General features: G+C 68.6%; 12 protein-coding genes. 8 read left to right on the top strand and 4 right to left on the bottom strand.

The features are described 5' to 3' along the window. Nucleotides 1-6 precede the first annotated feature (6 nt). A complete protein-coding gene (locus BLS66_RS09180; RefSeq protein WP_074725698.1) occupies nucleotides 7-1,209 on the bottom strand; it encodes a GGDEF domain-containing protein in 1,203 nt (400 codons plus the stop codon). A 155-nt stretch (nucleotides 1,210-1,364) separates the two neighbouring features. Here BLS66_RS09180 and BLS66_RS09175 point away from each other — a divergent pair, with 155 nt between their 5' ends. The 3 genes from BLS66_RS09175 to BLS66_RS09165 all read left to right on the top strand — a co-directional run bounded on the left by BLS66_RS09175 (nucleotide 1,365) and on the right by BLS66_RS09165 (nucleotide 4,592). Further along, nucleotides 1,365-1,892: a DUF1203 domain-containing protein gene (locus BLS66_RS09175; RefSeq protein ID WP_074725697.1), complete on the top strand. Its 528-nt coding sequence runs from the start codon at nucleotides 1,365-1,367 to the stop codon at nucleotides 1,890-1,892. 191 nt (nucleotides 1,893-2,083) lie between these two features. After that, nucleotides 2,084-3,256: a lytic polysaccharide monooxygenase auxiliary activity family 9 protein gene (locus BLS66_RS09170; protein WP_074725696.1), complete on the top strand. Its 1,173-nt coding sequence runs from the start codon at nucleotides 2,084-2,086 to the stop codon at nucleotides 3,254-3,256. 181 nt (nucleotides 3,257-3,437) lie between these two features. Next, a complete protein-coding gene (locus tag BLS66_RS09165; RefSeq protein WP_074725695.1) occupies nucleotides 3,438-4,592 on the top strand; it encodes a lytic polysaccharide monooxygenase in 1,155 nt (384 codons plus the stop codon). A gap of 171 nt (nucleotides 4,593-4,763) precedes the next feature. On the opposite strand, the gene BLS66_RS09160 is transcribed toward BLS66_RS09165, so the two are convergent. Next, a complete protein-coding gene (locus BLS66_RS09160; protein ID WP_074725694.1) occupies nucleotides 4,764-5,513 on the bottom strand; it encodes a ferredoxin--NADP reductase in 750 nt (249 codons plus the stop codon). 84 nt (nucleotides 5,514-5,597) lie between these two features. On the opposite strand from BLS66_RS09160, the gene BLS66_RS09155 reads away from it, so the two are divergent. The 4 genes from BLS66_RS09155 to BLS66_RS09140 all read left to right on the top strand — a co-directional run bounded on the left by BLS66_RS09155 (nucleotide 5,598) and on the right by BLS66_RS09140 (nucleotide 9,332). Next, a complete protein-coding gene (locus BLS66_RS09155) occupies nucleotides 5,598-6,566 on the top strand; it encodes an ABC transporter ATP-binding protein (protein ID WP_049459866.1) in 969 nt (322 codons plus the stop codon). Further along, entirely contained in the window at nucleotides 6,563-7,354 is a 792-nt protein-coding gene (locus tag BLS66_RS09150; RefSeq protein WP_049459865.1) for an ABC transporter permease, read from the top strand. The genes BLS66_RS09155 and BLS66_RS09150 overlap by 4 nt, the downstream gene beginning before the upstream one ends. Nucleotides 7,355-7,512: 158 nt before the next feature. Next, nucleotides 7,513-8,451 (top strand): 2-dehydropantoate 2-reductase, encoded by a 939-nt coding sequence (gene panE, locus BLS66_RS09145; RefSeq protein WP_074725693.1) that lies wholly within the window; start codon nucleotides 7,513-7,515, stop codon nucleotides 8,449-8,451. Then, nucleotides 8,448-9,332 (top strand): NAD-dependent epimerase/dehydratase family protein, encoded by an 885-nt coding sequence (locus BLS66_RS09140; protein WP_074725692.1) that lies wholly within the window; start codon nucleotides 8,448-8,450, stop codon nucleotides 9,330-9,332. The genes panE and BLS66_RS09140 overlap by 4 nt, the downstream gene beginning before the upstream one ends. Before the next feature lie 56 nt (nucleotides 9,333-9,388). On the opposite strand, the gene BLS66_RS09135 is transcribed toward BLS66_RS09140, so the two are convergent. Then, nucleotides 9,389-10,186 (bottom strand): TatD family hydrolase, encoded by a 798-nt coding sequence (locus BLS66_RS09135; RefSeq protein ID WP_032967280.1) that lies wholly within the window; start codon nucleotides 10,184-10,186, stop codon nucleotides 9,389-9,391. A gap of 61 nt (nucleotides 10,187-10,247) precedes the next feature. Beyond that, nucleotides 10,248-10,634, bottom strand: coding sequence for a hypothetical protein (locus tag BLS66_RS09130; RefSeq protein ID WP_123959211.1), 387 nt, complete (start codon nucleotides 10,632-10,634; stop codon nucleotides 10,248-10,250). A 175-nt stretch (nucleotides 10,635-10,809) separates the two neighbouring features. Here BLS66_RS09130 and hrpB point away from each other — a divergent pair, with 175 nt between their 5' ends. Continuing rightward, nucleotides 10,810-13,314: an ATP-dependent helicase HrpB gene (gene hrpB / locus BLS66_RS09125; RefSeq protein ID WP_074725691.1), complete on the top strand. Its 2,505-nt coding sequence runs from the start codon at nucleotides 10,810-10,812 to the stop codon at nucleotides 13,312-13,314. Nucleotides 13,315-13,317: the final 3 nt, after the last annotated feature.

Genomic DNA, 13,317 nt, shown 5'->3' with positions numbered 1-13,317 from the left:
CTCAACTTACACGGGCAGCGCGCCGGGGGCGATGGGCAATGGCGAATCGGCCGCCGGCGGCGCGCAGACCAGGCGGTCCCGCCCTTCGGCCTTGGCCCGGTACAGGGCGGCATCGGCAGCGGCCAGCAACGTCGACAGATCGCCCTGCCCCGCGTCCATCGCCAGGCCGACGCTGGCGGTGACCCACACCGGCCCATCGGTCAGCAGCGCTGGCCGCTGCTGCAGTCGCGCGCGGATCGCCGCCGCCCGTTCCATGGCTTCGCCGCGCGTGCCTCCAGCCAGCACCAGCACGAATTCTTCGCCACCGTAACGGCCCAGCAGGTGCTCATGGCCCTGCACGCAGTGCTGCAGCGTCGCCGCGAAATGGCGCAGCACCTGGTCGCCGGCCAGATGGCCCCAGCGATCATTGATCTTCTTGAAGTGGTCCACGTCGACCAGCAGCAGCGCCAGCGGCCGGCGCTGGCGGCGCAGCTTCTGCAGTTGCGCCTGGCCATCGGCCAGCACTGCGCTGCGGTTGAGCAGGCCGGTCAGGCCGTCGGTGCGGGCCGCGCGGCGCAGGTCCACCAGCATGCGCTCGACCAGCAGCAGTACCATCGCGAAGCAACGCGCCAGTTCCAGCATCACCCCCGCGATATAGGTGGCGAACATCGGCGAGCCGGTCCGCATGATGTCCTCACCGGCGTCGGGCGCCACCGGCAGGAACAGGCGAACCGCGTACAACGCAGCCTCTGCCAGGAACACGGCAGCGGCCAGGCGGCAGCTGGTGCGCTGCTGTGGCGGTGCATGCCGCAGCAGCAACGCGGCGATCCAGCCGTCGACCATCAGTGCGAACACGCTGAACACCAGCAGCCGCATGCCCAGGTCCGGCCACGGCACCAGGAAGGCGAAGATGCAGGCCATGAACGCGGTCGCCATCAGCAGCGGCCACCACATCGGCAACGGCCGTTGCAGATGCAGGGCCATGCCGCGCAGCATCATCAACCCGCAGCCAGCCATCGCCGCATTGCCGGCCAGCACCGCCGGCACCAGCGGCAGGTAGGGCCGCAGCGCCAGCAGGGTCACCCCCAGGGTCAACAGCCACAGGCTGATGGTCCACTGCCGCAGCACCGGTTGCCCGCGCAGTACGACCAGCAGCAGCGAGAAGCCCACCGCAATGCCGATGCAGAGCAGGAAGCCAAGCACGGTGATGGTGGGGAAATCCAGGGACATGCGGCACTCGTCGGCCGGGGCGGCGCGCGCATCTTAGCGCCTTGCCGCGCGATCCCTGCCGCCCGCTCCGGCCCGACGGCGATGCGGGGTCTGAAAACGGCGAGCACGACGGCCGGCGCTTGCGCACTATCCGCTGGAAACCCAAGGAGACGCCCATGCACACGTGGTACCTCGGTGGCATCGACCACCGCCCGTTCCTGCACCTGTTCGAACTGAGCGACAGCGCGCTCGCCGCCCTCGGCATCCAGCGCCGCTGGGCGGGCGACAGCGGCGGCCATCCCTGCCGGGTCAGCCTGAGCGATCCGCCGCCGGGCAGCGAACTGCTCCTGCTGCCCCACGTCCACCTGCCACTGCACTCGCCGTATCGCGCCTCCGGCCCGATCTTCGTGCAGCGCGGCGTGACCCGCTGCGTGCTGCCACCGGGCGAAGTGCCCCCGTACGTGCAGCGCCGGATGATCTCGGTGCGCGCCTATGACCACGCCGCGCTGATGCGCGGTGCCCAGGTCTGCGCGGGCAGCGACGTTGCCGACCGGCTGGATGCGCTGTTCGCCGACCCTGCGGTGGCCTTTGTCCAGTTGCACAACGCCGCGCATGGCTGCTTCTCGTGCCAGGCGGATCGGGTGGACAGGCAGACCACGTCGGGCAACCTCCATGACGTGATCGATGCCACGCCGGTCACGTGACGTCCAGCGCATCCGTTCAGCCCGGCGTGAAGCCTGCGGGAAGGGCTTCACATGCGCAGTCACGGATCGGCACTGCGCGGGTTCCGTCGCCCGCATCACGACTCGATACTCGCCGTGGTGCCGCCGAAAGCCCGCAACGCCGTGCAGCTCCTGCGGTCACCGTCCCCTTTCGACGACCACAAGGATGCGCCATGTCATTCCGATCCACACCGCTGCTGCTGGCCACCGCGTTCGCGGCTGCGGGCCTGTGCCTGGCCGGCAACGCGTTCGCCCACGGCACCATGACCACGCCGGTCAGCCGCGTCTATGCCTGCTTCCAGGGCAATCCCGAGAACCCGACCAATCCGGCCTGCGCCGCCGCCAAGGCAGTTGGCGGTTCGCAGGCGTTCTACGACTGGAACGGCATCAACCAGGCCAACGCCAACGGCAACCACCAGGCCGTGGTACCCGACGGCAAGCTGTGCAGCGGCAACAACCCGACCTTCCGCGGCCTGGACGTGAACCGCAGTGACTGGCCGACCACGCCGATCCAGCCCGATGCCAATGGGAAGTTCACCTTCGTGTTCAAGGCGACCGCACCGCACGCCACCCGTGACTGGCGCTTCTTCGTCACCCGCGAAGGCTGGCAGCCGGGCAGCCCGCTGCGCTGGGCCGACCTGCAGGAGTTCTGCACGCTGGGCAACACGCCGCTGTCGGCCGATGGCACCTACAAGCTGCAGTGCACGTTGCCGCAGCGCAGCGGCCAGCATGTGATCTACAACACCTGGCAGCGCTCGGATTCCACCGAGGCGTTCTACACCTGCATGGACGTGCGCTTCGAGGGCGGTGCTGGGGGGACGACACCGGCACCGCAGTGGCAGGATGCCGGCCCGGTCACCGCGCGCGGCGAGCTGCCGGTGGGAACCACCCTGGCGTTGCGCGTGTTCAATGCCGGCGGCAACGATGTCGAACGCGTGGAGGTCACGCTGGCCAGTGGCCAGACCACGGCGGCGCAGTGGCCGTTGGCGCTGGCGCGCAAGGTCAATGCCAGCGCGCAGCATGCACGCGTCGGCGTGCTCAGCAATGGCGTGATCACGCCGGCAGCCTCGGCGACCGACAACCGCGTGTACCTGAAGGACGGCAACCGCTTCCAGCTCGATACCCGCGTGCCGGACCCGGGCACGCCGTCGCCCGGCGGTGACTTCGACCACGTGTACCCGGCGGGCATCGGCAGCTATGTGCCGGGCCAGACCGTGGTGAAGGGCAGCGACGGCAAGCTGTATGCCTGCCGCCCGTTCCCGGAGGGCGCGTGGTGCAACGTCAATGCCGAGGCGTACCGGCCGGGCGTGGGCGCGGCCTGGCGCGATGCCTGGATCGCTTACTGAGAACACGCGCAGGGAACGGTGGTCGAGCACCGTTCCCTGCAAAGCGTGAGGCAAGCCAGCGGGTGAGTGTGAAGTCGCTTCCAGGCGACGCCATCCGCGTTGCCTTTCAAAGTAATCCGATGGATACGGGCAGTGCGCATGCCGAGACTTCGCGGGGTTCCACCACCCACAGGAGATCTGCATGCATCTGTCCCATCGGACGTTTTTCGCGCTGTCTGCGCTTGCCGGCATCGTCGCCTCCGGCAGCGCGTTCGCCCACGGCACCCTGTCCAAACCCTTCAGCCGCGTCTACGCCTGTTACCAGGGGAATCCTGAAAACCCGAGCCATCCGGCCTGCGCCGCCGCCAAGGCGATCGGTGGTGCGCAACCGTTCTACGACTGGGCCGGGATCAACCAGGCCGAGGCCGATGGCAACCACCAGGCCGTCGTGCCGGATGGCGAGCTGTGCAGCGGCGGCAACAGCAAGTACCGCGGCCTGGATCTGAACCGCAGCGATTGGCAGACTTCGCCGATCCGCGCCGACGCACGTGGCCGCTACACATTCGAGTTCAAGGCACCGGCACCGCACGCCACCCGCGACTGGAGGTTCTACGTCACCCGCGAGGGCTGGCAGCCGGGCAGCCCGCTGCGCTGGGCCGATCTGGAGGCGTTCTGCACGCTGGGCAACGTGCCGCTTTCGGGCGATGTCTACAAGCTGGACTGCCCACTGCCCAAGCGCAGCGGCCAGCACGTGATCTACAACACGTGGCAGCGCTCCGATTCGAAGGAAGCGTTCTATACCTGTGCCGACGTACGTTTTGAGGGGGGTGACATCACCCCGCCACCGGAGTGGGAAGACGCGGGGGCCATCACTGCGCGGGGGGAACTGGAGACCGGTACCACCCTGACCCTGCGCGTGTTCAACGCCAGCGGCAATGACCTGGAAAGCCCGAAGATCACCCTTGCCACCGGGCAGACCTCCGCCACGCAATGGCCGCTGGCGCTGGGCCGCAAGGTCAATGCTTCTGCCCAGCATGCCCGGGTGGGCGTACTGAACAACGGCATCATCACCCCCATCGCCTCGGCCACCGGGAACCGCGTCTACCTGAAGCCGGGCCATCGCTTCCAGCTCGACACGGCGTTGCCGGATCCGGTCGATCCGCCGCCGGGTGACTACGACTTCGTGTATCCGGAAGGTATCGGCAGCTATAAGCCCGGCGAAACCGTGGTCAAGGGCTCGGACGGCAAGCTCTACGCCTGCCGCCCGTTCCCGGAGGGCGCCTGGTGCAATGTCAACGCCGAAGCCTACCGTCCGGGTACCGGCTCTGCCTGGCGCGATGCCTGGATCGAGTACTGAAGCCAGGGCACCGGGGGCGGCGTAGGGTCGCCTCCGGTTTCCAGGGTTGCCGGCCAGTGCGGTTGCCGGCCAGCGGCCGGCACTACCCGGGGTTCATGCGATTGCCGGCCAGCGGCCGGCACTACCGCGGGGTTCATGCGATTGCCGGCCAGCGGCCGGCACGACCGGGGCTTACTTGCTGCTGACGTACTTCTCGCGGCGGATCTGCGGGTTGCCCAGGCCGGCGGCCTTCAGCAGCTCGGCGCAGGCATCGACCATGTCCGGGTTGCCGCACAGGTAGGCGATGTCGGTGGCCGGGTCCGGCGTGAAGCCGGCCAGCGCCTGCTGCACGTAGCCATGCTGCACGTCCGGGTGCGGGTTGGCCGGCAGCTCGCGCGACAGGCACGGAACATAGCGGAAGTTCGGGTGCTTTTCGGCGAAGCTGTAGAAATCTTCGCTGTACAGCAGCTCGCCCGGGCTGCGCGCGCCCTGCAGCAGCACGATCTTCACACCGCGTTCGGCCATGGCCTTTTCCAGCAGCGGCAGCATCGAGCGGTAGGGGGTGACGCCCGTACCGGTGGCGATCAGCAGGTAGCGGCCGTTGTGGTCGCCGGGGTGCAGGCAGAACCGCCCGTACGGGCCCGACGCGTTGATCCGGCTGCCGTGCTCCAGCGCCTCGAACAGCGCCGTGGCAGCGCCACCGGGCACGAAACTGACCGCGATGTCGACCGCCTCGCCCGGGCCCAGCGCGTGGTCGTGGATGGTCGCCAGCGAGTAGCTACGCTTGGTTTCGGTGCCGTCTGCGTAGCTGAAATGGACCTGGATGAACTGGCCGGGCTGGAAATCCAGCGGCTGTCCATCATCACGCACGAACTGGTAGTGGCCGACGGTCGGGGCCAGCATGCGGCGGCCGACCAGCTTGAGGGGGAATTGAACAGGCACGACTTTTCGGGACAGTGTGTAGCCGGGGCAAGCCCTCGGGGTCTTCTATAATAGCCCCTCCCCGCCCCTCTCCAGCGCCAGCCCATGGGCGCGAAGGCTTCGAGCTTGGCATCCCAGAACGATACGGCGCCCGCCCTGCGCGTGCGCGACCTGCGCAAGACCTACGACAACGGCACCCAGGCCCTGAAGGGCGTTTCCCTGGAAGTGGCCCCGGGCGACTTCTTCGCCCTGCTTGGCCCCAACGGGGCCGGCAAGTCGACCCTGATCGGCATCATCAGCTCCCTGGTCAACCTCAGCGAAGGCAAGGTGGAGGTGTTCGGCAGCGACCTGGTGGGCAACCGCAGCGCCACCATGCGCCTGATCGGGCTGGTGCCGCAGGAAATCAACTTCAACCTGTTCGAGAAGCCCTTCGACATCCTGGTGAACTACGCCGGTTTCTACGGCGTGCCCCGCGAGGAGGCTGAGCAGCGCGCCGAAGAGGAACTCAAGCGCGCACACCTGTGGGAAAAAGCACAGGTGATGAGCCGCACGCTGTCCGGCGGCATGAAGCGCCGGCTGATGATCGCCCGCGCGATGATGACCCGCCCGCGCCTGCTGATCCTGGACGAACCGACCGCCGGCGTGGACATCGAGATCCGCCGCGACATGTGGCGCGTGCTGAAGGAGATCAATGCCGCAGGCACCACGATCATCCTCACCACTCACTACCTGGAAGAAGCCGAATACCTGTGCCGCCACCTGGCGATCATCAACCACGGCCAGATCGTCGAGCAGGGGCCGATGCGCACCCTGCTGGCCAAGCTGGACGTGGAAGGCTTCCTGCTGGACATCGACGGCGACCTGCCGGCGCAGCTGCCGGTGATCGAAGGCGCGACGCTGACCGCGCCGGACCCGCACACCCTGGACATCGACATGCCGCGTGCGATGGACCTCAACCGCGTGTTCGCCACGCTCAACGCGTCCGGCATCCGCGTGCGTTCGATGCGTACCAAGAGCAACCGCCTGGAGGAGCTGTTCGTGCGCCTCACCGGCAACCTGGAGAAGCCTGCATGAGCACCACCGAGCTGACCGACGGCCAGCGCAACCGCATCGCACTGATGACCATCGTGCGCCGCGAAGTCGCCCGCATCATGCGCATCTGGGGCCAGACCCTGGTGCCGCCGGCGATCACCATGACCCTGTACTTCCTGATCTTCGGCAACCTGATCGGGTCGCGCGTGGGTGACATGGGCGGCTACACCTACATGCAGTTCATCGTGCCGGGCCTGGTGATGATGAGCGTGATCCAGAACAGCTACGGCAACATCAGTTCCTCGTTCTTCGGTGCCAAGTTCGGCCGCCACGTCGAGGAACTGCTGGTCAGCCCGATGCCGAACTGGGTGATCCTGTGGGGCTACGTGGCCGGTGCCGTGCTGCGCGGCCTGATGGTGGGCGTGATCGTGCTGATCATTGCGATGTTCTTCACCCCGGTGCGCATCCCGCACCCGCTGGTGACGCTGACCACGGTGCTGCTGGGCGCGACGATCTTCTCGCTGGCCGGCTTCATCAACGCGGTGTACGCCAAGAAGTTCGATGACGTGGCGATCGTGCCGACCTTCATCCTGACCCCGCTGACCTACCTGGGCGGCGTGTTCTATTCGGTGAAGCTGCTGCCGGGCTGGGCCGAAGCGGCCACGCACGCGAACCCGATCTTCTACATGGTCAATGCGTTCCGCTATGGCCTGCTGGGCAGCAGCGACGTGCCGGTGACGGTGGCGTATGCACTCATGGTCGGTTTCGTGGTGGTACTGACCCTGGTGGCGCTGTGGCTGCTGCGCCGTGGCGTGGGCATGCGCAGTTGAGACCTGCGTGGTAGTGCCGGCCGCTGGCCGGCGACACTGGATCCACGCCATGCGCGGATGCAGCAGCCTGTAGAGCCGAGCCTGTGCTCGGCTCTTTTTTGCCTGCAATCTCCGGCACAATCGCAGTTCTGATTCCCCCAGAACACGGTGAACGTGCAATGCGCATCCTGATCCTCGGCGCCGGCGGTACCGGCGGATACTTCGGTGGTCGCCTGGCCCAGGCCGGCGTCGATGTCACCTTCCTGGTGCGCCCGGCACGCGCCGCACAGCTGGACCGCGACGGCCTGGTCATCCGCAGCCCGCTGGGCGATGCCCGCTTCCCGGTGCAGCACGTCACCGCCGATGCGCTGCCCGCGCTCGCTGCGGAGACGCCGTTCGATCTGGTCATCCTCAGCTGCAAGGCCTACGACCTGGACAGCTCCATTGACGCCATTGCCCCGGCCGTTGGCGCGGGCACCACGGTGCTGCCGATCCTCAATGGCCTGCATCACTACCACGCGCTGGACGCGCGCTTCGGCCGTGAGGCCGTGCTCGGCGGCCTGTGCTTCATCAGCGCCACCAAGGCACCCGATGGCGCGGTGCTGCACCTGGGCAAACCGGCCAAGCTGACGTTCGGCGAGCGTGATGGCGGTGCGGATTCCGCGCGCGTGCGCGCCTTCGCTGCGGTCTGCGCGAAGGCCAACCTGGACCACGTAGCCAGCGACCGCATCGGCCAGGAACAGTGGATCAAGTACACCTTCCTGACCGCGCTGGCGGCGGCAACCTGCCTGCTGCGTGCCGACATCGGCACCATCGTCGCCACCGATGATGGCCAGGCCATCGTGCGCGGCCTGTACGACGAATGCCTGGCCGTTGCCGAAGCCGCCGGCGAACCGATTCCCGAGGCCGCGCAGGACACCGCGCGCGGCACCCTGACCCAGGCCGGCTCGGCACTGAAGGCATCGATGCTGCGTGACCTGGAAGCGGGCCAGCAGGTGGAGGCCGAGCAGATCGTCGGCGACATGCTGGCGCGTGCGCGCAAGGCCGACCAGGAAGCGCTGCTGCTGCAGGTGGCCTACAGCAGCCTGCAGGCCTACCAGGCGTTGCGCGGCGCGTGAGCCTCAGCCCGCAGGCGAGCGCGCTGCCGGGACGGGTGCTGATCCTCGGCCTGGGCTGGAGCGGACGCGTGCTGGCCGCGCAGCTGCAGGCGCGCGGCGTGCAGGTTGCCGGGACAGTACGTGATCCGGCAGCGTCACCCGACGATGGCCTGCGGCGGTACCCGTTGCAGGCCGGTACCCCGCCTGCGCCCGGCCTGCTCGAGGAGATCGCGCGCGCCGAGGCCGTACTGTGCAGCGTACCGCCCGATGCCGAGGGTGACCCGGCGCTGCGCATGCTGCTGCCGGCGCTGCACGCCAGCCCGGCCTTGCGCTGGGTCGGCTATCTGTCATCGACCTCGGTGTATGCCGACCGTGCCGGCGGCTGGATCGACGAATCCAGCGTGGCGGACGCCACTGAAGCCGTCGGCGTGCAGCGCCGGCTCGCGGAAGCCCAGTGGCGTGCGCTGGCCGAGCAACGCGGCGTTGCCTCTGCGGTACTGCGCCTGCCCGGTCTTTACGGACCGGGTCGCAATGCGCTGCTGCAGTTGGCGCAGGGGCGTGCACGCCACGTGGTGCGCCCCGGCCTGGTGTTCAACCGCCTGCACGTGCAGGATCTGGCCGCGGTGATCATCGCGGCGATGCAGCGACCGGTCGCGCAGGGGATGTACCTGCCCAGCGATGACGAGCCGGCACCGCCGCAGGACGTGCTGGCCTTCGCCGCGCAGCTGGGGGGATTTGCGATGCCACCCGCCGTGGCCTGGGATGACCCGGCGCTGAGCCCGGCCCTGCGGCGCTTCTACCAGAGCAGCAAGCGCATCAACAGTCGCGGCACGCGTGCCGCGCTGGGGTGGCAGCCGCGATTCCCCAGCTACCGTGAGGGCCTGCGCGACCTGCTCCGGTAGTGCCGGCCGCTGGCCGGCAATCAGGATGTGCTGCCGGCCAGCGGCCGGCACTACCATCAACCCGCGTCGGGCAGGCGGAAGAACGCACGCGTGGCGGCAGTGGCATTGGCCGCAGTCACGGCCACGTCCTCGCCCCGGTCACGGGCCAGTTCTTCCACGATGTGCGAGAGGAACATCGGTTCATTGCGGCGGTCCTTCGGCATCGGCTTCAGCGTGCGCGGCAGCAGGTACGGTGCGTCGGTCTCGATCATCAGGCGGTTGGCCGGGATGTTCTTCACCAGTTCGCGCAGGTGCGCGCCGCGGCGCTCGTCACACAGCCAGCCGGTGATGCCGATGTACCAGTCCTGGTCCAGGTAGTCGAACAGCTCATCGCGTTCGCCGGTGAAGCAATGCACCACCGCCGGGCCGATGCGGCCTTCGAAGTTCTTCATCTGTGCCATGAAATCGGCGTGCGCGTCGCGCTGGTGCAGGAACAGGGGCTTGCCGTTGTCTGCCGCCAGCTGCAGCTGGCGCTCGAACGCACGGTGCTGGGCCGGACGCGGCGAGAAATCACGGAAGTAGTCCAGCCCGCACTCGCCTACCGCCACCACTTCGGGGTGGGCATGCAGCGCGCGCATTTCAGCATCGCATTCCTCGGTGTATTCCACCGCGTGGTGCGGGTGCACGCCGGCGGTGGCGTACAGGAAGCCCGGGTGCTGCTGCGCCAGCTGCAGGGCCAGCGGCGAGTGCTCGCGGCTGGCGCCGGTGATGACCATCTGCACAACGCCGGCCTGGCGCGCGCGGTCCAGCACGGCATCGCGGTCGCGGTCGAAGGAGTCGTGGGTCAGGTTGGCGCCGATATCGATCAGGTGCATGGGGGGCTACTGGGCAGTATTCGTGCACATTGTAGCGCCCGCCTCGGCAGTGATCGGCGGGTCAATGAGTGTGGCGGTCGTGGCGCTCCCAGCGCTCCGGCAAGTTGAGCGCAGCGCAGGGCTCGCACACCAGGTCGCCATTTCGTTGGCGGATGAACCGCATCCCCGCGTCGGGGCGTGCTGCGCAGGACTGGCGCGATCCACCTCCGACCAACAGCCGGAAGCCGTCTGGATTGTGGCACACGGTCAAGGTATTGAAGGTCGGCCCCATCCTGCTGCGCGCGAACTGGGCGAAGAAGATGAAAGCCTGGTCGCCGGAGATTTCCAGCGAAGGAAAGTCCGGCGAACGCAGAATGCCCTGTTCATAGGCACGCCGGATCGACAGTTCATCGCTCATGCCCTGCGGCAGGTAGCGCTGCTGAACGTCCGCACCCAGCAGGCGCGCCATCGGGTGGGCTGTGTCGGACGGCGCGGCGCTGGCACTGTTGCACGTAGGCAGCAGCAGGAGTGAGGCAAGCAGGAGGCTGGGACGCATGGGCAGGCCGGAGGCAGGGCGCGTTACCAGAACACCCCGACCTTGCGGGGTCAAGCCACGTCGGCGCCGGGACGTTTATCCTTGGAACATGAAACCGCCTGTTTTCCCGATCTCCACGCTGATTCCGCAGGTACTGGACGTACTTCGACAGCACTCTCGATTGGTGCTGGAAGCGCCACCTGGCGCCGGCAAGACCACCCAGGTGCCACTGGCGCTGCTCGATGCACCGTGGCTGCAGGGGCGGAAGATCATCCTGCTGGAGCCGCGCCGGGTCGCTGCACGCAGTGCCGCGCTGTTCATGGCGCGACAGCTCGGCGAGGACGTCGGCGGCACGGTCGGCTACCGCATCCGCTTCGAGAACAGGATCTCGGCACGCACGCGCATCGAAGTCGTCACCGAAGGCATCCTGACCCGCATGCTGCAGGACGACCCGATGCTGGAAGAGGTCGGTGCGATCCTGTTCGACGAATTCCACGAGCGCCACCTCAGTGGCGACCTCGGGCTGGCGCTGGCGCTGGACGTGCAGGCGCAGCTGCGTGACGACCTGCGCCTGGTGGTGATGTCGGCCACGCTGGACGGCGAGCGGCTGGCACGCTTCCTCGATGCACCGCGGTTGAGCAGCGAGGGCCGCAGTTATCCGGTGGCGATCAGCCACTTCCCGGCGCGCCGCGATGAAACCCTGGAACTGCAGGTGCGCCGCGCCGTACAGCAGGCCCTGGCCGAGCATCCGGGTGACCTGCTGGTGTTCCTGCCAGGCCAGCGCGAGATCGCGCGGGTGCAAGCGGGCCTGCAGGAATCGCTGGATGCCGGCGTGGAGGTGCTGGCCCTGCACGGTGAACTGCCGGTGGAACAGCAGGCGCGCGTACTGCAGGCGGCCAGCGATGGGCGCCGCCGCGTGGTGCTGGCCACCAACGTCGCCGAGTCGTCGGTGACGCTGCCCGGCGTGCGCGTGGTGATCGACAGCGGCCAGGCGCGCGAGCCGCGCTACGACCCTAACAGCGGCTTCACCCGGCTGGACGTGGTGGCCATCGCACAGGCCTCGGCGGACCAGCGCGCGGGCCGTGCCGGCCGCGTGGCCGAAGGCGTGGCCTGGCGGCTGTGGCCGCAGTCGCAGCGGCTGGAGCCGCAACGCCGCGCCGAGATCGACCAGGTGGAACTGGCCGGACTGGCGCTGGAACTGGCCGCCTGGGGCAGCACTGACCTGCGCTTCCTCGATCCGCCGCCGGCGGGTCCGATGGGCGCGGCGCGCGAACTGCTGCAGCGGCTGGGCGCGCTGTCCAGCAGTGGCGCGATCACCGCACTCGGCCGGCGCGTGCTGGCGCTGGGCACGCATCCACGGATGGCGGCAATGCTGCTGGCAGCGCCCGATGCACGTGCGCAGGCCCTGGCCGCCGATCTGGCTGCCCTGCTGGAAGCGCGCGACCCGTTGCGCCAGGGCGGTGACGCGCTGGCGGCCCGCTGGCGCGCACTGGCCGCGTTCCGTAACGGCCGCGCGCCGGTGGACGCCCATCGCAGCGGGCTGGCCGCCATCGATGCTGCCGCCAAGCAGTGGCGACGACGCCTGCGCTGCGAGACCGCGCCGCCGTCCAGCATCGAGGCGCACGAACTCGGTGACCTGCTCGCACACGCTTTCCCCGACCGGATCGGTTTCCAGCATCCCAGCGATCCCCTGCGCTACCTGCTGGCCAATGGTCGCAGCGCGCGCCTGCACGAGCTGAGTGACCTGCGTGGTGAACCGTGGCTGGTGGCCAGCGAACTGCGCTTCGAAGCGCGCGATGCGCTGCTGCTGCGTGCCGCCCCGGTGGATGAGGGCCGGCTGCGCAACGCGTGGCCGGAACGCTTCGTCACTGAAGACGTGGTGCGCTGGGACAGTGAACGCCGCGCCCTGGTGGCGCTGCGCGAGACCCGTTTCGACCGCATCGTGCTCGACAGCCGCTCCGCTGGCCGGGTCGATCCGCAGCATGCCGCGCAGGCGCTGACCGATGCGGTGGCCGAACTCGGCCTGCAGGCCCTGCCGTGGACCGAAGGCCTGCGCCAGTGGCAGGCCCGTGTCGAATCGCTTCGACGCTGGATGCCGGAACTGGATCTACCCGACTGCAGCGACGCGGCCCTGCTGGCCAACCGCGCACAGTGGCTGCAGCCCGCGTTTGCCGGCAAGAGCCGCCTGGATGCGCTGGACGAGTCCAGTTTCGGCGAGGCGCTGAAGTCACCGCTGGAGTGGTCACAACGGCAGCTGATCGAGCGTCATGCACCCACGCGCATCACCGTGCCGTCCGGACTGGAGCGGCCGATCACCTATGCGCTGGACAGCGAGCGCGGCGATCCGCTGCCGCCGGTGCTGGCGGTGAAGCTGCAGGAACTGTTCGGCCTGGCCGATACGCCGCGCATCGCCGATGGCCGCGTGCCGCTGACCCTGCACCTGCTCTCCCCCGGCGGCCGCCCGCTGCAGGTCACCCAGGATCTGCGCAACTTCTGGGAGAACACCTACGCCGAAGTAAAAAAGGAAATGAAGGGCCGCTACCCGCGCCATCCGTGGCCGGATGATCCGTGGACGGCCACGGCCACGCACCGGGCCAAGCCGCGCGGGACCTGAGGG

The organism is Stenotrophomonas pavanii (assembly GCF_900101175.1).
In the GTDB taxonomy this organism is placed as follows: domain Bacteria; phylum Pseudomonadota; class Gammaproteobacteria; order Xanthomonadales; family Xanthomonadaceae; genus Stenotrophomonas; species Stenotrophomonas pavanii.
This window is presented reverse-complemented; position numbering and strand designations above follow the sequence as displayed.

Coding starts and splice junctions, on each gene's coding strand:
- panE (WP_074725693.1), top strand. CDS start 7,513: ATGCGCATCCTGATCCTCGGCGCCGGCGGTACCGGCGGATACTTCGGT.
- BLS66_RS09130 (WP_123959211.1), bottom strand. CDS start 10,634: ATGGCGCGCCTGCTGGGTGCGGACGTTCAGCAGCGCTACCTGCCGCAG.
- BLS66_RS09155 (WP_049459866.1), top strand. CDS start 5,598: ATGGGCGCGAAGGCTTCGAGCTTGGCATCCCAGAACGATACGGCGCCC.
- BLS66_RS09170 (WP_074725696.1), top strand. CDS start 2,084: ATGTCATTCCGATCCACACCGCTGCTGCTGGCCACCGCGTTCGCGGCT.
- hrpB (WP_074725691.1), top strand. CDS start 10,810: ATGAAACCGCCTGTTTTCCCGATCTCCACGCTGATTCCGCAGGTACTG.
- BLS66_RS09175 (WP_074725697.1), top strand. CDS start 1,365: ATGCACACGTGGTACCTCGGTGGCATCGACCACCGCCCGTTCCTGCAC.
- BLS66_RS09165 (WP_074725695.1), top strand. CDS start 3,438: ATGCATCTGTCCCATCGGACGTTTTTCGCGCTGTCTGCGCTTGCCGGC.
- BLS66_RS09135 (WP_032967280.1), bottom strand. CDS start 10,186: ATGCACCTGATCGATATCGGCGCCAACCTGACCCACGACTCCTTCGAC.
- BLS66_RS09150 (WP_049459865.1), top strand. CDS start 6,563: ATGAGCACCACCGAGCTGACCGACGGCCAGCGCAACCGCATCGCACTG.
- BLS66_RS09180 (WP_074725698.1), bottom strand. CDS start 1,209: ATGTCCCTGGATTTCCCCACCATCACCGTGCTTGGCTTCCTGCTCTGC.